16 protein-coding genes are annotated in these 18,780 nt (G+C 68.9%); 7 read left to right on the top strand and 9 right to left on the bottom strand.

Annotated features, from left to right (window positions below):
* Both E3O57_RS01470 and E3O57_RS01465 read right to left on the bottom strand, forming a co-directional pair.
* On the bottom strand, positions 1–3,291 hold the full coding sequence (locus tag E3O57_RS01470; protein WP_103478550.1) for an efflux RND transporter permease subunit: 3,291 nt from the start codon (positions 3,289–3,291) through the stop codon (positions 1–3).
* A gap of 72 nt (positions 3,292–3,363) precedes the next feature.
* Positions 3,364–4,815, bottom strand: a complete 1,452-nt coding sequence (locus E3O57_RS01465) for a PLP-dependent aminotransferase family protein (protein WP_103478551.1) — start codon at positions 4,813–4,815, stop codon at positions 3,364–3,366.
* Between the two features lie 63 nt (positions 4,816–4,878).
* On the opposite strand from E3O57_RS01465, the gene E3O57_RS01460 reads away from it, so the two are divergent.
* The gene (locus tag E3O57_RS01460) at positions 4,879–5,493 is read left to right on the top strand and encodes a YitT family protein (protein ID WP_088457370.1); all 615 of its coding nucleotides are present in this window, start codon (positions 4,879–4,881) and stop codon (positions 5,491–5,493) included.
* 79 nt (positions 5,494–5,572) lie between these two features.
* On the opposite strand, the gene E3O57_RS01455 is transcribed toward E3O57_RS01460, so the two are convergent.
* A complete protein-coding gene (locus E3O57_RS01455) occupies positions 5,573–6,328 on the bottom strand; it encodes a MerR family transcriptional regulator (RefSeq protein WP_103478552.1) in 756 nt (251 codons plus the stop codon).
* A gap of 80 nt (positions 6,329–6,408) precedes the next feature.
* Positions 6,409–7,623, bottom strand: coding sequence for a M20/M25/M40 family metallo-hydrolase (locus tag E3O57_RS01450; protein ID WP_103478553.1), 1,215 nt, complete (start codon positions 7,621–7,623; stop codon positions 6,409–6,411).
* Between the two features lie 100 nt (positions 7,624–7,723).
* Between E3O57_RS01450 and E3O57_RS01445 the strand changes: the two genes are divergently transcribed.
* The 4 genes from E3O57_RS01445 to E3O57_RS01430 all read left to right on the top strand — a co-directional run bounded on the left by E3O57_RS01445 (position 7,724) and on the right by E3O57_RS01430 (position 12,533).
* Positions 7,724–8,566, top strand: coding sequence for a CPBP family intramembrane glutamic endopeptidase (locus E3O57_RS01445; protein WP_370028185.1), 843 nt, complete (start codon positions 7,724–7,726; stop codon positions 8,564–8,566).
* 144 nt (positions 8,567–8,710) lie between these two features.
* Positions 8,711–9,583 (top strand): DUF4097 family beta strand repeat-containing protein, encoded by an 873-nt coding sequence (locus E3O57_RS01440; RefSeq protein WP_103478554.1) that lies wholly within the window; start codon positions 8,711–8,713, stop codon positions 9,581–9,583.
* Positions 9,580–10,185: a PadR family transcriptional regulator gene (locus E3O57_RS01435; RefSeq protein ID WP_088457374.1), complete on the top strand. Its 606-nt coding sequence runs from the start codon at positions 9,580–9,582 to the stop codon at positions 10,183–10,185. The genes E3O57_RS01440 and E3O57_RS01435 overlap by 4 nt, the downstream gene beginning before the upstream one ends.
* A 194-nt stretch (positions 10,186–10,379) precedes the next feature.
* Positions 10,380–12,533, top strand: coding sequence for an APC family permease (locus E3O57_RS01430; protein ID WP_174776295.1), 2,154 nt, complete (start codon positions 10,380–10,382; stop codon positions 12,531–12,533).
* A gap of 7 nt (positions 12,534–12,540) precedes the next feature.
* Here the strand turns inward: E3O57_RS01430 and E3O57_RS01425 are convergent, their stop codons facing one another.
* Complete coding sequence (locus E3O57_RS01425) at positions 12,541–13,626, bottom strand: NAD(P)-binding domain-containing protein (protein WP_103478555.1); 1,086 nt, start codon at positions 13,624–13,626, stop codon at positions 12,541–12,543.
* 151 nt (positions 13,627–13,777) lie between these two features.
* Between E3O57_RS01425 and E3O57_RS01420 the strand changes: the two genes are divergently transcribed.
* Positions 13,778–14,017 carry a DUF3073 domain-containing protein gene (locus tag E3O57_RS01420; protein WP_088457376.1) on the top strand — a complete coding sequence of 80 codons (240 nt, stop codon included), beginning with the start codon at positions 13,778–13,780 and terminating at the stop codon, positions 14,015–14,017.
* A gap of 155 nt (positions 14,018–14,172) precedes the next feature.
* On the opposite strand, the gene purM is transcribed toward E3O57_RS01420, so the two are convergent.
* From purM to E3O57_RS01405, 3 genes are read right to left on the bottom strand one after another with little or no spacing between them, the layout of a single operon-like run.
* Positions 14,173–15,276, bottom strand: a complete 1,104-nt coding sequence (gene purM, locus E3O57_RS01415; protein ID WP_088457377.1) for a phosphoribosylformylglycinamidine cyclo-ligase — start codon at positions 15,274–15,276, stop codon at positions 14,173–14,175.
* Positions 15,273–16,865: an amidophosphoribosyltransferase gene (gene purF / locus E3O57_RS01410; RefSeq protein ID WP_088457378.1), complete on the bottom strand. Its 1,593-nt coding sequence runs from the start codon at positions 16,863–16,865 to the stop codon at positions 15,273–15,275. Before purF ends, purM begins: the two co-directional genes overlap by 4 nt.
* A 15-nt stretch (positions 16,866–16,880) precedes the next feature.
* Positions 16,881–17,342 carry a hypothetical protein gene (locus tag E3O57_RS01405; RefSeq protein WP_088457379.1) on the bottom strand — a complete coding sequence of 154 codons (462 nt, stop codon included), beginning with the start codon at positions 17,340–17,342 and terminating at the stop codon, positions 16,881–16,883.
* Positions 17,343–17,381: 39 nt separating this feature from the next.
* On the opposite strand from E3O57_RS01405, the gene E3O57_RS01400 reads away from it, so the two are divergent.
* Positions 17,382–18,329, top strand: a complete 948-nt coding sequence (locus E3O57_RS01400) for a ribokinase (RefSeq protein ID WP_241990258.1) — start codon at positions 17,382–17,384, stop codon at positions 18,327–18,329.
* 43 nt (positions 18,330–18,372) lie between these two features.
* Here the strand turns inward: E3O57_RS01400 and E3O57_RS01395 are convergent, their stop codons facing one another.
* The gene (locus E3O57_RS01395) at positions 18,373–18,735 is read right to left on the bottom strand and encodes a sterol carrier family protein (protein WP_103459378.1); all 363 of its coding nucleotides are present in this window, start codon (positions 18,733–18,735) and stop codon (positions 18,373–18,375) included.
* Positions 18,736–18,780: the final 45 nt, after the last annotated feature.

Raw genomic sequence — 18,780 nt, 5'->3', positions numbered from 1 at the left:
TCAGCGCAGTGAACGTCGCATCCGACGGCTCTCCCGGCCGCCCTCGACCACCAGGTACAACACCGGCAGCACCACCAGGGTCAGCACCGTCGATGACACCAGGCCGCCGATGACGACGAGCGCCAGCGGCTGCGAGATGAAGCCGCCGTGTCCGGTGAGCCCGACGGCCATGGGCAACAGGGCGAAGATGGTGGCGAGCGCCGTCATCAGAATCGGCCGCAACCGGCGAGACGCGCCGTGCACCAGGGCGTCGTAGACGCTCTGCCCCCGGCGCCGGTACTGGTTGACCAGGTCGACGAGCACGATGGCGTTGGTCACGACGATGCCGATGAGCATCAGCACGCCGATCAATGAGGCGACGCCGAGCGGGATGCCCGTGACCACCTGCAACGCGATCGCCCCTGTCGCCGCGAACGGCACCGATACCAGCAGGAGCAGCGGCTGCAACAGCGACCGGAAGGTGGCGACCATGACGATGTAGACGATCAGGATGGCGACGAGCATCGCGATGCCCAGCTGCTGGAACGCGTCAGTCTGGTCGGCCGAGACGCCGCCGAGACTCGCCGTGGCGCCGGTGGGCAGCTCGGTGTCGGCCAGGGCCGTCGTGACCTGGGCGGTGGCGGTACCGAGGTCGTCGCTGTTGGGCGTGGCCGAGATCGTCGCGGTGCGCAGCCCCTTGGTGGTGGTGAGGGTGGACGGTCCGTCGACCTGCTGCACGGCGGCCAGGCTGTCGAGCGGGACCAGCCCCGCGAGAGTGGGGATCTGCAGGGCGGCGAGCTCCGCCGTGGTGGTCGGGGACGAGCCCGACTGCAGGTAGACCGACAGGGTGGCCTCGTCGATCACGATCGAGCCGATCGTGCTGGGCTGCATCGCCTGTGACACCAGCGTGCCGAGGGCCAATTCGCTGAGCCCGGCGGCGGCCGCCGCACTGCGGTCGATGGTCACGGCCACGTACGGGCGGGAGGCGGCGAGGTTGCTGCTGGCCTGGGTGAGGGAGTCGAGCTCGCCGACGACCGCGAGAATATCGTCGGATGCGGTCTGCAGGTCGGCGCCGGACGCCGCCGTGATGTCGATTTCGATGTCCGACGAGCCGCCGAAGCCGCCCCCGGACGAGACCGTGATCTCGCCGGCGTCGTCGAGGGTGTCGAGCTGCTCGCGCACCTCGACCTGGACCGCGTCGGCATCCGCGGAATCGTCGGTGGTCACCGAGTAGGTGACGGTGCTGGAGGACGACCCTCCACCGGCGAAGGCCGCGAACGCACTGCCGCCACCGATGGAAACCTGCACGATGCTCACCCCGTCGACGGCGCGGACGGTGTCTTCGACCGCGGTGGAGGCGGCATCCTGGGCGGCGAGACTGGTGCCCACCGGAAGCTCCTGGCTGACCTGGAAGGTGGACTGGCCGGTCGAGCCGAGGAAGTTGACCTTCATGAAGGGCAGCATGGCGACGGTGCCGACCAGGACCAGTGCGGCGAGCAAGAGAGTGGCCACGTAGTGCCTGAGGGTCCAGTGGATGACCGGCAGGTAACCCTGCTGCAGACGACTGGGCTGTTCGCGGGCATCGCGTTCGTCGAAGCCGTCGGCGTCTGGCGCGGCGTGCCGGTTGCGGGTGGTCGGCGTGGACGAGGTGGTCGGTGCGACGGCGGCCGGTGCGGTCCCGGCGCTGACCGGCGCGGCTGTGAGTGGCACGGCTGCGACTGGCATGGCTGTGACTGGCGGGGCGGTGACTGGCGCGGCGCTGATGGCGGCGGACGCGGCGATTGCCTGACCGTCCGGGGACGGCTCGGCGGCGGCGGGCTTCGGCGCGCGCAGGAACCAGTAGGCCAGCACCGGAACGATCGTGAGTGAGACCAACAGCGATGCGAGCAGGGCGATGGTGACCGTGAGCGCGAACGGTCGGAAAAGCTCGCCCGTGGAGCCGCCGACGAACGAGATCGGCAGGAATACCGTGACGGTGGTGATGGTGGAGGCGGTGATGGCGCCGGCCACTTCTCGGACCGCGCGCACGATGGTCTCGGCGCGGTCGGCGCCCCAGACCAGGTGCCGTTTGATGTTCTCGATGACGACGATGGAGTCGTCGACGACTCGGCCGATCGCGATGGTGAGGGCGCCGAGCGTGAGGATGTTGAGCGAGTAGCCCACCGACTGCAGGCCGATGAACGTGATGAGCACCGAGGTGGGGATGGAGATCGCGGTGACCAGGGTGGCGCGCACCGACAACAGGAAGACCAGGATCACCAGGACCGCGAAGACCAGGCCGAGGATGCCCTCCTGGGTGAGCGCGTCGATGGACTCCTGGATGAACGGGGCCTGGTCGAAGACCACGGTGATGGTGGTGCCGGGCACGGCGTCTTCGAGCTGCGGCAGGATGGCGCGCACGGCGGTCGAGACGTCGACGGTGTTCGCGGCCGGCACCTTGGTCACCGAGATGGTGAGGGCTGGTTCGCCGTCGACCCTGGAGATGCTGGTGACGGGGTTCTCGACCACCGCGACAGCGGCGACGTCGCCGATCGAGACCGGTCCGGCCGCCGCGGGCGACAGGCCGGCTGCGGCGCCGGCGATCAGAGGCAGCGCGGCGATCTCCTCGGCGGAGCCGAGCTTGGTGCCGGCCTGCACAGACAGGGTGGTGTCGTTCTCGGTGAGGGAACCGGCCGGGATGAGCGACCCGTTCTGCTGCAGAGCGTCCCGGATAGCGCTCGCGCTGAGGCCGCGCGCGGCCAGGGCCGCGGCATCCGGCGTGATGGTGACGCGCCGGCCGATGTCGCCGACGAGGGCGGCATCGCGCACCCCGTCGATGTCGCGGATGTCGCCGAGGACGCCGCGGGTGAGCTGGTCGGCGATGGTGTCGGCGTCGCCGCCGGACACGGCGAGCGACAGCACCGGGAAGTCGTCGATGCTGCCACTGATCACCTGGGGGTCGAGGTCGGCGGGCAGGGTGGTCTTGATGCGGTTGACGGCCTGGCTGATCTTGGATTCGGCCTTGACCAGGTCGGTGCCGTAGGTGAACGTGGCGTTGACCAGCGACGAGTTGGTGCTGCTGGTGGTGGAGGTGGATTCCAGGCCCTCGATGCCCTGGATGGCGGTCTCGATCGGCGTGGACACGTCATCGTTGACCACCTCGGGCGAGGCACCCGGGTAGCTCGTCGAGATCAGCAGCGTCGGCAGCTGCAGGGAGGGGATCAGCTCCTGCTTGAGGCTGGTCAGCGCGAGGGAGCCGAAAACGGCCGCGACGATGGTGATGAGCGCGATGAGCGCCCGGTTCTTCATGCTCAAGACCGAGAGAAAATACACCCGATCAGTATCCCATTGCACAGTAGCCACCAGCGGGGCCGGCAGCCGTGAGATGTGACGGTCTGGTTACGGTCAGACCACATCGGCGAGGTACCCGGTGTCGGGCATTGGATGCCGCAGCAGCGACTCCCAGGCCAGCCCGAGGGCGTCGAGGGCACGCGGCATCTCGTCGGGACCGGAGCAGAACGGGATGCGCAGGAACCTCTCGAACGCTCCGTCGATGCCGAAGCGCGGGCCGGCCGGCAGCAGCAGCCCCTGGGTGCGCGCCGCGAGGGCGAGCTGGGAGCTGACCGGCCGGCCGAGGTTGACCCACAGGGTGACGCCGCCGTCCACGTGGGGCACCTGCCAGTCGGGAAACCGCGTGCTCAGACCCGTCACGAGACGGTCCCGCCCCGCCCGCAACAGCGTCCGGCGGGACTCGAGAATCTCGGGCAGCTCCCGCAGCAGCCGCGTGACGATGAGCTGCTCCAGCACCGGGGTGCCGAGATCGTTGGCGAGCCGGGCCGCGGCCAGCTTGCGGATCAGGCCGGGGTCGGCCCGGATCCAGCCCACCCGCAGACCGCCCCAGACCGTTTTACCCACCGACCCGACGGTGACGGCGAGGTCGGGCCGGTCGGGGTCGGCCGAGGCGGCGAACGGGCCGAACTCCCCCGGCCGGTCGATGTCGAGTTCGCCGATGGTTTCGTCGCTGATCAGCACGGTGCCCTGCCGGGCAGCCGCGGCCAGCACCCGTTCTCGTTGGGCAACGGGCATGGTCTGCCCGGTGGGATTCTGGAAGTCGGGCATCAGGTAGCCGAGCACCGGATTGCTGCGCTGGATCGTCTGCAACAACGCCGACTCGTCCCAGCCGGCGTCCGCGCCGGGCAGCGCGGCGGTGACTGACACCGGCATCAGGCGACCGCCGGCCGCCCGCAGCGCCTCGTAGGCATGCGGGTAGGTCGGCGTCTCGACGAGGACCCTGTCGCCCCGGCTGATCAGCACCCGCGCGAGCAGGGCGATGGCGTGCTGGGCGCCGACGGTGACCATGATCTGTTCGGGCTCGGTGGGCAGCCCCCTGGCCCGGTAGCGGTCGGCAATGGCCCGGCGCAGTTCGGGCAGGCCGACGGGGTCGAAGCCAGAGCCGGTCAGGTGCGCCGGCAGGTCCGCCGCGGCGAGCGCGGCCACCTCGGCGAGGCCGGGCCAGGCGGGCAGCACCGCCTGGCCGAGATCGAGCACGCCGGCCGGCACCGCGGCATCCGCCACGACGGTCACCCCGGGCAGACGGACGACACTGCCGGAGCCCTGCACACTGTGCAGATAACCGGCCTCGCGCAGCTGCCGGTACGCGGCCGTGACCGTGGTGCGGCTGAGCCCCAGCCTGATGCCGAGGTCGCGTTCCGCGGGCAGCCGGCTATCGGTGGGGATGCGGCCGTCGAGGGTGAGCAGGCGGATGCGGTCGGCCAACGCCCGGTAGGCGCTGCCCGCCGTGCGCCAGTCGCCCAGCAATGACTCCAGGCCGCGGGCGGTGAGCTGGTTCGACGACATGAAGCCACTCTAGGCAAATTGGCTACTTGAGGACAGGGTGCTGATGCAATTGGATTGACTCTTATGACCCGTCGTGTGATTCAGCTCATCATTGGCCTCTTCCTCTATGGGATCGGTATCGCGTTGATCGTGCGCGGCGCGATCGGGGTGGCCCCGTGGGACGTACTGACCCAGGGCATCGACGGGCAACTGCACCTCGGTTTCGGAGTCATCACCACGATCATCAGCGGCATCGTGTTGCTGCTGTGGATCCCGCTCAAGCAGCGGTTGGGCATCGGCACCGTCCTGAACGCTGTGCTTGTGGGCCCGGCGGCGGATGTGGGCCTGTGGCTGGTGCCGGCAGACCTCGCCCTGTGGCTGCGAGTGTTGCTGTTCGCCGCCGGGTTGCTGCTGCTGGCCATCGCCTCGGGTATCTACATCGGTGCGGGACTCGGCCCCGGTCCGCGCGACGGCCTGATGACCGGGCTGCACGCCCGCACCGGCTGGCCGATCTGGACGGTGCGCACCGGCATCGAGGGGCTGGTTCTCGCGACCGGCTGGGTGCTCGGCGGCAACGTCGGGGTGGGCACCGTGCTGTTCGCCCTCCTGGTGGGGCCGCTCTGTCAGTGGACGCTGCCTCTGTTCGCCAGGGACCGCAGCCGTCGTGAGGCGCCGACCCCCGCGTTCGATCCCGCGTAGCTCGCGAAAGCGGCCCTGTGGCGACCTCGGCCGGCGGAAGCGACCACTTTCCCGCTCTCGCGGGATGGACGCCGCCTCGTTAGAGGGTGCGGTCCAGGTAGGCCGCGAGGGCGTCACGCACGAAGCCGGCCCCGGCCTGGCCGCCGTAGTGGGCCGCGAATCTGTCGTCGGCGACGTACATCTCGCCGAGCCCGCGCACGTAGGCGGCGGCCGGGTGGCCGTTCTCTCGCGGTATGCCGGGCACACCATCGAGCCACTCCACATGCCGCCTGGCTAATTCCTGCGCCTCGGCACCGGCGGGGGCGATCTGTCGTGCGGCGGCCTCCTGCCAGTCGGCCTGGAGCGCGGCGGTCGTCGCCTGCCACTGGGCACGTTGCGCGGGGCTCATGCCCCGCCACCACCTGTCGCCGCCGGCGTAGGCGTCGGCTCCCCAGCGCTGTTCGACCTCCTCCTTATGAGTGGTGTGGTCGAAGCCGTCGAACATCGCCTCTGCCATGAGCTGGTCCTTTCTCTCCAAAGCTGTGATGGTGGTTCGCACCGACCGGATCTGACGCTGCAAACTGTGTTGTTCCTGCTCGAGCCAGCCGAGGTGCGATCGCAGGGCCGCCGCTTCGTCGGTCTCGCGGTCGAGCACACCACGAATCGCCGGCAGCCCGAGGCCCAGCGCGCGCAGCAACAGGATGCGTTGCAGCCGCACGAGCGCCCGGTCGTCGTAGTAGCGGTAGCCGTTGGCTGCGATCCGGCTCGGTGGGAGCAGCCCCTCGGCGCCGTAGTGGCGCAGGGTGCGGCTCGTGGTTCCGGCCAGCCGGGCGATGTCCTGGATCGAGTGGTCCACCTGTGTCGCGCTCCTTTCGGTAGCGGCGTCGGGCGGGCCGCCCGACGACGTCCAGGATAATTCTTGACGCTGCGTCAATGTCAACCGCAGAATGCGACGATGGTGTCTTCGAGGATCTCGGCGACCTGATGGATCGACGACTCCGTGGCCCACTCGACACGGGCGTGCGCTCCGGCGCCGTCGACCCCGAACAGCAGGCACTGGATGCCGGCCTCCCGGACCAGGCCGGCGTCGGTCCAGAACGGCTCGCCCCTCTGCACGACAGCGTGGCCGAGCACCCGTTCGGCCTGCTCGTCGAGCAGGCGCACGATGGGCCAGTTTGGATCGGCCTCGAATGCGCCGCGGGCGACGAGACGGGTGAGGTCGTAGCGGAAGTCGGCGGTGTCACGGGCCAGGCGATCGAGGAGGTGCCGCAGCTCGGCCTCGATCCGCTCCGGGGTCTCGCCGGGCAGCGTGCGCCGCTCGATGGTGAGGGTGGCACTCGCGGCGACGGTCGCGGCATCCGTACCGCCGGTGATCGTGGCGACCCGGACGCTGCCGTGGCCGAGCAGCGGGTGCGCGGGTTTCTGCTCAATGCCGGCCCGGAGCTCATCGAGGCCCTGAAGCACCAGGCCGGCATGCCGGATGGCGTCGACGCCCTGGCCGGGCATCGACCCGTGGGCCGCCCGCCCGTGCAGGGTGAGCTCGAACCAGGCGAAACCACGGTGGCAGACGGTGAGGCTGAGCTCGCTCGGCTCCACGACGATGGCCGCGTTGGCGGTGAACCGCCGCAGCACCTCCTCGGTGCCCAGGCTGCCGAATTCTTCGTCGGCCACCAGCGTCACCAGCAGATCGCCGGCCAGCGGCGTGAGGGTGGCCCGGTGCGCGGCGACCAGGACGGCGGCCAGGCCTCCCTTGGTATCGAAGGCACCGCGACCGTGCACCCGGTCGGAGTGCCGGGCGCCGGAGAACGGGTCGCCCTCGTAGCCGTCGACCCCGACAGTGTCGAGGTGGGCGTTGAGCATCAGGGAGGCACCCTCGCCGGTGCCGCGCTTGATGCCGACGATGGACGGCCGGCCGGTGCGTTCCTCCAGCCGATGCACCTCGAAACCTCGCGCGGCCAGCCACTGGGCGCACCAGTCGGCGATCTCGGCCTCGCCGGCGCCGTCCGGGCAGAGGTCGGGGTTGGTGGAATCGATTGCGATGAGGCGGGCGGCCAGCACGACGGGATCCAGGTGACCGTTGTCACCAGGCTCGAGTGAGCCGGGTTCGAGGGCGCCGGTCGGGCCCGGCTCGTGAGAAGGGTTCGTCGCCATTCACCGAACCTAGTGCCCGATGGCCCGGTCCGGCAGGGGGCCTCCCCCGGCGGCCCGGCGGAGCACTGTTTACCCTGGCGGTGGTTTCGGCCAGAATTGCATGATGGGAGACGAAGCCGCCGTGGATGCTCCGGCGACGCCGGAGCGGGCATCCGCGAACGCGCCGCTTCGCCTGCTGGCGGCGGCACTGATTTCGACCTCGGCGGTGCTGTTGTTCGCACTGCGGATGCCGCTGCCCGGCTACGCCACGCTCGCGGCGGCCCTGCTCGTGGCCGTGCTGGTGGACCGGGCGCTGTTCCGCGACCTGCTCCTCATAGCGGTCGGGCTCCTGATCATCAGCACCATCTCGGTCGAGGCCGACATCAGTTATTCCAACATGGCACTGATGGGGGTGGTGCTCTCGGCCGCGGTGGCCGTGCCCTACCTCATCTCACGGCGCGCCTTCGGGGACCGCCAGGTCTGGTTCCCGATCAAGACCGGGCAGCGCTGGACCACTCTGGAACGCTGGTACCTGGTGGGTGTGCTGCTGCTGGGGTACCTCATTCTGCCGAGCTATTTCATCCGCTCCGGCGCCTACTTGAATTGGCCGAGCATCAGCGCGCCCGACGAGCTCGGCCGGCTCTTCGTTGGCGTGGGATTCGTGGGCATCTGGGACGAACTGTTCTTCATCTGCACGGTGTTCGCCCTGTTCAGGCGGCACTTCTCCTTCTGGACGGCGAACCTCCTGCAGATGGTGATCTTCGTCTCGTTCCTGTGGGAACTCGGCTACCGCAGCTGGGGGCCGCTGCTGACGATCCCTTTCGCCCTGCTGCAGGGCTACACCTTCTCGATCACGAAATCGCTGACCTACGTGGTCTGCGTGCACCTGCTCTTCGACCTCGCGGTGTTCCTCGTGCTGGTGCACGCCCACAACCGCGACTGGCTGACGATCTTCCCCTACTGACCGGGCTGACCGGGCTGACCGGACTGACCGGGCTGACCGGGCTGACCGGACTACCTTCGGGTTTGCCGTGAGGGCCTTGCCGGGAGTCAAGACGCGATATATCTTGAGATGCATTGAACGCGATATATCGCGAAGGAGAAGACTATGACGCAGGAAAAATGGCTCGTCGCCCCCGGGCAGACGAAGGTCATCGATGTTGAGCTGGTTCGCTCGCTCAAAGTGGGCCTGATCGGTGGAAAAGTGGACGTGATCGGCAGCGACGAACCGGGCGCGCGCATCGAGGTGCACAGCGTCTCGGGCAAGGACCTCAAGATCTCGGTGGTCGATGACACCCTCGAGATCGATCACCCCCAGCTGCGCTGGGACAACTTCATCGACGTGTTCGCCTCCTTCCGCGGCAGCGCCAAGGCCGAGGTGAGCATCACCGTCCCCCGCGATGTCGCCATGAAATTCGGCGTCGTCACAGCTGACGCCCTCGTAACGGGGCTGCGCAATGACGCCAAGCTCAGCACGGTCTCCGGCGACCTCGTGGTCGACGACATCATCGGCGACCTCGAGCTCAACGGCGTGAACGGGGAGATGTCGGTTCGCAATCACACCGGCAACATCGTGGCGCACACTGTATCCGGCGACGTCACCGCGAGCGGCGACATCGGCCGGTTCACCGTCGACGGCGTCACGAGCGCTGTCTTCCTCGATATCGACGGCGTACCAGACCAGGTCTCCACCAACCTCGTCAGCGGCAGCCTGACCGTGCGCATCGGCGCCGACGTGCCGACCCGCTACAAGATCAACACCGTCTCCGGCACCCTGCAGCTGGACAACCAGACCATCCGCGGCACCCTCGGCAAGGGGTACGACGGCAGCACCGGCAACCTCGACGGTGCCTGGCTCGACCTGCGCGCGAACTCGGTATCCGGAAACATCTCGGTCATCCGCCGCCACGGCGCCGGCGTCAACGACGCGGGCAGCACGGCCGGCAGCACCGAGACCGCGGGTGACGGAGCGTCATCATGACCCCGATCTTCGCCCACGGCAGCCTGCGCCTCTACCTGCTGAGCCTGCTTGCCGAGCGTCCTCGGCACGGTTACGAGCTCATCCAGGCACTGAGCGACCGCTTCGGCGGCACCTACAGCCCGAGCGCCGGGACCATCTACCCGCGCCTGGCAAAGCTCGAGGAGGAGGGACTGGTCACCAAGACGGCCGGCGACCGCAAGACCGTATACGAGATCACCGACGCCGGCCGCGCCGAGCTCGCCGCCCGCGCCGACGACCTGGCCAATATCGAGAGCGAGGTCACCGACTCGGTGCGTCGCCTCGCCGACGAGGTTCGTACGGGGGTCACCGAGGCCATGAAGAGCCTGCGCGCCGACCTGGCCTCGGCCGCCCGCCAGAAGCCGCCAGAGCCGACGAAGTCCACGGCGGACGCCCGCCCCACCGGCGACGCGAACCTGGCGCTGAGGGAGGCCGACATGGTGCTCAACGAGTTCCGGCAGCAGGTGCGCGCCGACCTGCGCCGCCAGGCCTACCGTTCGACGATGCCGGTCGACACCGTGCCGGAACTGCGGCGCCAGCTCGACGCCGTGCGCGCCAGCATCCGCGACTCGCTCACGCGGTAACCTGCGCGGCAGCTGGGAGAGTCCGGACGCACGGTGGAGGCCCGGACTCTCCAGGCACAGCGTGCGGAACTACGGGCCCATCAGCCGGAACGATGCGAACGAACGACCGGACTTCAGCTGCGAAAACGCCCGGCTGATCCTGTCAATGTGCCGACAACTTGACAGCGAGGTGCATCGGAGTAGTGTCGTCCCTCGTGACACCAGAGGGGAACCCCCCAGCACCCGAAGCCCGATCACCGAAACGGTGGATAATCGGCGAACCGCTCGCCAGCGAACACCTGGACGGGCAGCTGCTTCCGAAGCACCTGGCGCTGCCGATTTTCGCCAGCGACCCGCTGTCCAGCGTCGCGTACGCTCCGCAGGAACTGCTGATGATCCTGACCCTCGGCGGGCTCGCCTTCCTGAGCTTCGCACCCTGGGTCGCGGCCGTGGTCGTGCTGCTCCTGGTGGTGGTGGTGGCCTCCTACCGGCAACTCATCAAGGCCTATCCCAACGGTGGTGGCGACTACGAAGTCGCCTCCAAGAACCTCGGCGAGAAGGCCGGCCTCGTCGTCGCATCCGCCCTGCTCGTGGACTACGTGATGACCGTCGTGGTCTCGGTGTCCAGCGGCGTGGACAACATCATCTCGGCGCTGCCCGGGCTGGCACCACTACGGGTGGAACTGGCCGTGCTTTTTGTCATCGTGCTCGCCGCCGTCAACCTGCGGGGAGTCGCCGAGTCGAGCAAGGCCTTCGCTCTGCCCACCTACCTGTTCATCGGCAGCGTGCTGCTGATGATCGTCGTCGGCCTGGGCCGTGTGGCCCTGGGCGACGCGCCGGTCGCGGAGTCGGCGGGATTCGAGGTGGAGGCCCACAACCTCGCCCAGACGGCGTTCATCCTGCTACTTCTGCGCTCCTTCGCCAGCGGATGTAGCGCCCTGACCGGCGTAGAAGCCATCGCCAACGGCGTGCCGGCCTTCAAGCGCCCCAAGATCAAGAACGCCCAGATCACCCTGACCCTGATGGGCGGCATCGCCATTGTGCTGTTCGTGGGGCTCACCGCGCTGGCGCTGTTCTCCAAGGTGCACTACGCGGAGAACCCCTGCGACCTGATCGGCTGGGCGGAGTGCGAGACCCAGCCCCAGCGCAGCCTGATCGCCCAGATCGCTGCGGCCACCTTCGGTAACAACTCGCTGATGTTCTTCATCCTGCAGGGCGCAACGGCCCTGATCCTGCTGCTGGCCGCGAACACGGCCTTCAACGGGTTCCCGCTGCTCGGCAGCGTGCTGGCCCGCGACTCCTACGCGCCCAAGTCGCTGAGCACCCGCGGCGACCGACTGATCTACTCGAACGGCGTTGTGCTGCTCGCTCTGGCCGCCATCGTGATCATCGTGATCTACCAGGCCAACCTCACGGTGCTGATCCAGCTCTACATCATCGGCGTTTTCGTTTCGTTCACCATCGGCCAGACCGGCATGGTGAAGCACTGGCTGACCCTGTTGAAGACGGATCCGCCCAACCGGGGTTCGATCATCCGGAGCCTCTCGATCAACGGTTTCGGGGCCGCGCTCACCGGCGTGGTGCTGATCGTCGTCACGATCACCAAGTTCACCCACGGCGCCTGGCTGGTGTTCCTGATGATGCCGATCCTGTTCGTGCTGATGATCGGCGTGAACCGGTACTACCGCGACGTGGCCAAGGAGATCGAGGTCGACCCGATCACAACGTTCGGTTCGCAGGGCGACCACGCCATCGTGCTCGTGGGCAAGATGCAGAAGCCCGTGCTCAAGGCCCTCGACTACGCCATCGCGGCCAGGCACGTGAGCCTGGAGGCCGTGCACGTGTCGATCGACGAGGAGGAGACCGAGGACCTCATCATCGACTGGGCCAAGCAGAACATCCAGGTGCCGCTGAACATCGTGGCGTCGCCGTACCGCGACATCAGCTGGCCGCTGATCTGTTACATCAAGGACCGCCGCGAGGAGTACGGCTCCGAGGTTGTCACCGTGTACACGCCGATCTACATCGTCGGGCACTGGTGGGAGTCGCTGCTGCACAACCACAAGGCCCGCCGACTGCGTCAGAAGCTGATGCTCGTGCACGGCGTGACCATAGCGCTGGTGCCGTGGCTGCTGGACTCCTCTGAGCTCATCTACGGGCGCAGGTCCCGACCGATCCCCGGCCAGGAGCGTCGCGGTGAGCCCGTGCGCTCGCACCCGATCCCGCGTAAGCCCCTCGCTCCGGCGGGCATGGACACGACGAGCGTCGCAGTGCAGACAGAGGATGTCGGCCCCAAGTCGAGCCCGGCCAGCCCGCCCATGAAACCGCGGCCCCGGCCGGTCAACCCGAACCGGCGCAAGCGCAAGTAAGCACGCGTCAGAGCAGGGCGAAGACCTGCCGAGCGATGGTCCGGCCGGCCCGTCGGGCGCCGATGGTGCTGGCCTGTGGCCCGTAGCCGGCCAGGAAGATCCGCGGGTCCGTCCAGGAGGAGCCGGCGCCGACCACGAGCCCGCCCGCCTGATCGCGCAGCTTGAGCGGTGCCAGGTGGCGCAGCTCCGGCCGGAACCCGGTGGCCCAGATGATCGCGTCCGCTTCGGTGACGGAGCCGTCGGCCCACCGCACCCCGGTCGGCTCCAGGCCGACGAACATCGGCCGCGCCACCAGGGTGCCCCTGTCGATACCGCCCTGGATGCGTCGGCTGACCGGTACGCCGGTGCCGCTGACGATGCTCGGCAGCGCGCGGCCGTTGCGGGCGGCGTCGTCCTGCATGGCCACCGCGGCCGATGCCCCCTCGAGATCAAGATGCTCGGTGTGCACCCAATCGATCGGGCGACGCGAGGCCCAGGTCAGGCTCGCCGCGACACCCTCCAACTCGAGCATGAAGCCGATCGCGGAGGTGCCGCCACCGACCACAACGACCCGCTGACCGGCGAATTCGGCGGCATCCCTGAAGCCCGCGGTGTGCAGCTGGCGGCCGGCGAACCGCCCGGCGCCCGGGTAGTGCGGCACAAACGGTGCGCCCCAGGTGCCGGTGGCATTGACGAGCAAGCCGGCGAGGGTCTCCCGCTCGCCGTAGACCGGGGACGTTGTGCGCACGACGAGGTCGGCTCGTCGGTTGAACACCGATTGAACCGAGACCGGGCGCACGACGTTGAGTTCAAAATGCTCCTCGAAGCGTCGGTAGTACTCGCTCACCACGTCCCGCGCGGGCCGGGAACGGTCGGCGTTCTCGAAGCTCAGGCCGAGCTCGTTCAGGCCGGGGAGGTCGTTGACCCTGTGTGCAGCGCCGAGGCGCAGGGACTCCCAGCGGTATTGCCAGGCGCCACCGGCATCCGCACCGCGGTCGAAGATCACGAAATCACGCCCCGCCGTGAGCCCGAACCGCTTGAGGTGGTACGCCACGGAGAGTCCGGCCTGGCCGGAACCGATGATCACCACCGGCACAGCCGTGGCGTTCACCATGCGTCCTCTTCCCTGGGGTTCTGACCGCGGAACCGCGGCATCGGGGCGAGAGGCCCACCATGCTAAACTAGCGGCTAGATTTCACTATTCCGTTCGGCAACTCCCGGGTGACTCATCACTCACCCGGCCTGGCATCGTTAGGGGGTCACGCATGGGGCGCGGCCGTCAAAAAGCAAAGCACACCAAGGTTGCCCGCGAGCTGAAGTACTTCAGCCCGGACACCAACTACAACGCGCTCGAACGCGAGCTCACCGGGCATCCGGTGACCGACCCGCGGCTCGACGAGGACCTGGCCAAGTGGCCGGAGTACGAAGCGAACAAGACGACGTCGGACGAGTCGGACGACTATGTCGACCACTACGACACCGAAGACGAGAAGAAGCGCGCCTAGCCCGTTACTCGATCAGCCGCGCACGTTCTCGTGCGCGGCTGTCGTGTTGGCGCGCCCGTCGACCGCTTCCCGGGCAACTCTCAGCGTCGGTTCCGCCCCCAGGCAGTTGCCTCGGGGCGGTCCGTTGTCGCGCCCGGCGGCCGGGTGAGACGGGGTCAGGCGGCGTAGCCGCCGACCAGGCGAACGGCCCCGCCGTTGACGCCCTTGGCTCCCTGCTCGAAGCCGGTGAGGTCGTGCGGCGCCATCGAGACTCGGCCGGCGACCCAGGACGGGATGCCTTCGTTTTGCAGGCGGGCGATCACGGATGACGCGGCGTGTGCCGCGACGACGGCGAACATGCCCACGCCGAGGTTCCAGGTGCCTTCTGCGCTCTCCAGCGTGGAGCCGGCCATGTCGCCGAGCACCCTGAAGACCGCAGGAGGTGACCAGGTGGACCTGTCGACCTCGACCCAGCTGCCCACGGGCAGCACCCGGGCCAGGTTGGCGGCGATGCCGCCACCGGTGACGTGGCTGAGCGAGTGCACAACGCCGGCCAGTTCGGGGTCGGAAAGCACGCTGAGCAGCGGGCCGGTGTAGAGCCGGGTGGGCTCGAGCAGCGCCTCACCGACGACCCCGCCGAGCTCGGCGGAGGTGTCGGTGTAGCCGATGCCGCGCTGGGCGAGGATGTGCCGCACCAGGGAGAAACCGTTGGAGTGCAGACCGGAGGAGGCCATCGCGATGACGACGTCGCCCGACTGCACGCGCTCGGCGCCGAGAACCTGGTCGGCCTCGACGACACCCGTCGCGGCTCCCGCCACGTCGTAGTCGTCGGGTCCGAGCAGGCCCGGGTGTTCGGCGGTCTCCCCGCCGACGAGGGCGGTGCCGGTGGCGGCGCAGGCCCTGGCGATGCCCTCGACGATGGACGCGATGCGCTCGGGGACGACCTTGCCGCAGGCGATGTAGTCGGTCATGAACAGGGGGCGTGCGCCGACGACGATGATGTCGTCGACGACCATGCCCACCAGGTCCTGGCCGATGGTGTCGTGCTTGTCGAGCGCCTGGGCGATGGCGACCTTGGTGCCGACGCCATCCGTCGAGGTGGCCAGCAGCGGGCGCGTGAAGCCGGTGAGGAACGACACGTCGTAGAGACCGGCGAAACCGCCGAAGCCGCCGAGCACCTCTGGACCGTGGGTGGCCGAGACGGCGGTTTTCATCAGGGACACCGCGAGGTCACCCGCATGGGTGTCGACTCCGGCGGCGGCGTAGCTTGCGTTGCTCATTCTGGTCTTCCGGGATCGCCGAACGGGACCTGACCGTGTTCGATGAGCACGGTGGCTCGCTCCGGGTCAGGGGTGAGCACGCTCTCGAACTCGGCGTCGGGACCTGGATCGCATCCGTCGGAGGTGGAGAAGTCGCGCTCGAGGAGGTTCTTGCCCAGGTGCTGGGTCTCGGGCAGCTTGATCGGGTACACGCCGGTGAAGCAGGCTGTGCACAGGCTCTCTCGCGGCTGCTCGGTGGCGGCGATCATGCCGTCCTCCGAGAGGTAGCCGAGCGAGTCGGCGCCGATGGCCTGCCGCACCTCATCGACGCCGAGGCCGGTGGCGATGAGTTCCGCACGGGAGGCGAAGTCGATGCCGTAGAAGCACGGCCAGGTGATCGGCGGGCTGGAGATGCGCACGTGCACCTCGGCGGCGCCGGCCTCGCGGAGCATGCTGACCAGGGCGCGCTGGGTGTTGCCGCGCACGATGGAGTCGTCGACGACGATCAACCGCTTGCCCTTGATCACGGCCTTGAGCGGGTTGAGCTTGAGCTTGATGCCGCGCTGGCGGATGGTTTCCGACGGCTGGATGAAGGTGCGCCCCACGTAGGTGTTCTTGACCAGGCCCTGGCCGAACGGTATGCCGGATGCCTGGGCGTAGCCGATTGCCGCGGGGGTGCCGGACTCGGGGGTGGGGATGACGAGGTCGGCTTCGACGGGATACTCGGCGGCGAGCTGGCGGCCCATCTCGACGCGGGCTTCGTGCACGCCGCGGCCGGCGATGGTGGTGTCGGGCCGGGCGAGGTAGACGTACTCGAACACGCATCCGGCGCGCTTGACCTGGGCGAATCGCTGGCTGCGCAGGCCGTCCTCGTCGATGGTGATCAGCTCTCCGGGTTCGACCTCCCGCACGAAGCTGGCGCCGACGATGTCGAGGGCGGCAGTTTCGGAGGCGACGACCCAGCCGCGCTCGAGCCGGCCGAGCACCAGCGGGCGCACGCCCTGCGGGTCGCGGGCGGCGTAGAGGGTGGTTTCGTCCATGAAGACCAGGCAGAAGGCGCCGCGCAGGCGCGGGAGCACCTCCATGGCGGTGGTTTCGAGGGTGTGGTCGAGGTCGCCGGTGAGCAGGGCGGTGATCACCGCCGTGTCGGTGGTGTTGCCGCGGGCCAGTTCGCCGTCAACCTTGGGGTAGCGCTCGCGCACCAGCTCGAGGAGCTCGGCGGTGTTGGTGAGGTTGCCGTTGTGGCCGAGCGCGACGGTGCCGGCTGCGGTGCGGCCGAGGGTGGGCTGGGCGTTCTGCCAGCTCGACGACCCGGTCGTGGAGTAGCGGGTGTGCCCCACCGCGAGATGGCCGAGCAGGGTGCTGAGCGAGGCCTCGTTGAAGACCTGGGAGACCAGGCCCATGTCCTTGTAGATGAGGATCTTCGAGCCGTCGCTGGTCGCGATACCCGCCGATTCCTGGCCGCGGTGCTGCAGGGCGTACAGGCCGAAGTAGCTGAGCTTGGCTACCTCTTCGCCCGGAGCCCAGACGCCGAAGACTCCACAGGCATCCTGCGGACCCTTCTCGCCAGGAAGAAGATCATGATTCAGTCGTCCGTCGCCACCGGGCAAGCCGCAGCCCCTTTACTAGGAATTCTCGTTGGAAGGTTGGGGGTCGGATCCAGGATCCGCATTCTCGAAGGCGCGTGTTGAGTTCGCGTCAAGTCTATCGACGACGACCGTGGTTGAGGAGCGACCGACGATTCGATCGAGCACCATGGCGACGAGGCAGCTGACCGCGACACCGATCGCGACGCCGCCCAGCAGCAGGAATCCGAAGACCTGGGCCGGATCGAAGTCGGCGTTCCGCGGATAGATCACGGTGAGCAGCAGGGCCAGGAGGGCGCCGACGACGGCGCCGACGATCATGAAGCTGGTGTACCTGGGCGACCGACGCACAACGAGAGTGTCCTCCGACACGACGGTCTCGGTGGGTTCGACGGGTGCCGGGGTTCCGGCGACGACGGCAGGGCCGGGCCGGATCGCGGCTGGCTGAACGCTGCCGGGCTGTCGCGTCTCGGCGTCGTCGTGCTGATCTGCGGAGCTCACGCTTCTATTGTCGCACGCGGCATCCGTCAGACTGGGCCGGTGAACGATTTCAGCAGGACCAACCGGATCGCCGTGCTCGGCAGCGCCAACATGGACCTCGTGGTGCGCCAGCCCCGCCTACCGAAGCCCGGCGAGACGATGTTCGGCACCGGCTTCAGCACCGTGCCCGGCGGCAAGGGCCTGAACCAGGCCGTGGCCGCGGCCCGGCAGGGCGGCGACATCGATTTCATCGGCGCCATCGGCGCGGACGGCTACGGCCGCGAGCTGCGGGACCTCGTGGCCGGCGAGGGCATCGGTGCGGTCGGCCTGGCCGAGGTGTCGGCGCCGACGGGCACCGCGCACATCTCCGTCGTGGACTCCGGCGAGAACTCGATCGTCGTGGTGTCCGGCGCCAACGCCACGGTGACCGCGCTGACCGCGGAGCAGGAATCGACGATTCAGCGGGCCTCGTTCCTGGTGATGCAGTGCGAACTTCCGGTGGCGGCGCTGGCGGCGGCCATCACGATCGCCCGGGCGAACGGCGTCTTCACAGTGCTCACCCCCGCGCCCGTCGTTGAGTTGCCCGCGGGTTTCCTGGCGTCGGTGGACCTGGTCGTGCCCAACCAGATCGAGGCCGCCGAACTCACCGGTGAGAGCGATCCGGCCCGCGCCGCCGAGGTGCTCAGTAACGCCCGCACCTGGGCGATCGTGACCCTCGGCGCCGAGGGATGCATCCTCGCCTACGACGGCACGGTGTTGGGGCTGGCACCCGCCCGACCGGTCACGGCCGTGGACACGACCGCCGCGGGCGACACCTTCGTGGGCGCGCTGGTGGCGCGACTGGCTGCGGTGCAGTCGCCCGGCGCCGTGTCCGCCGCCGGCATCACCGAGGAGCGGATGATCGACGCCGTGCGCTGGGCCACCGTGGCGTCGTCGATCTCGGTGACCAGACACGGCGCCACCAGCTCGATGCCGTCGCTGGCCGAGGTCAGCGCCGTCCTGGCCTGAGCCGCGCACCGCAACTGTTGCCGATCCGGGGCACAGGGTGCGGCTAGGGGTACAGCGGCAGCTCCGCGCTGAGGTCGGCGCGCTGCCCGGAGGCGTGGATGCGGCCGGAGGCGAGACCGTCGCTCCAGGCCAGGGTGCCGGTGGCCAGGCCGAGCCAGGTGGCGACATCCGTTTCGACGACGTTGGGCGGGGTGCCGCGGGTGTGCCGGGGGCCGGCGATGCACTGGGTGGCGCCGAACGGGGGAACCCGCACCTCGACGGTGTTGCCCTCGGCCTGCTCGGCGAGGAGTTGCAGGGTGTACCGCACGGCGAGCGCTCGGGTATCGCGGGTCGCGCCCGCTTCGTCGGCCAGGTACGCCTTCACGGCGGTTCTGCCCAACCCGTCATCGATCCTCGCGCGTGCCATGCTCCCAGTCTGCCGCCTCCTGACGGTTCTGTGACGCCCCGCAGG

This window comes from Cryobacterium sp. TMN-39-2 (genome assembly GCF_004402745.1).
In the GTDB taxonomy this organism is placed as follows: domain Bacteria; phylum Actinomycetota; class Actinomycetes; order Actinomycetales; family Microbacteriaceae; genus Cryobacterium; species Cryobacterium zongtaii.
The sequence above is the reverse complement of the archived record's forward strand: the minus strand, read 5'-3'. Positions and strand labels throughout refer to the sequence as shown.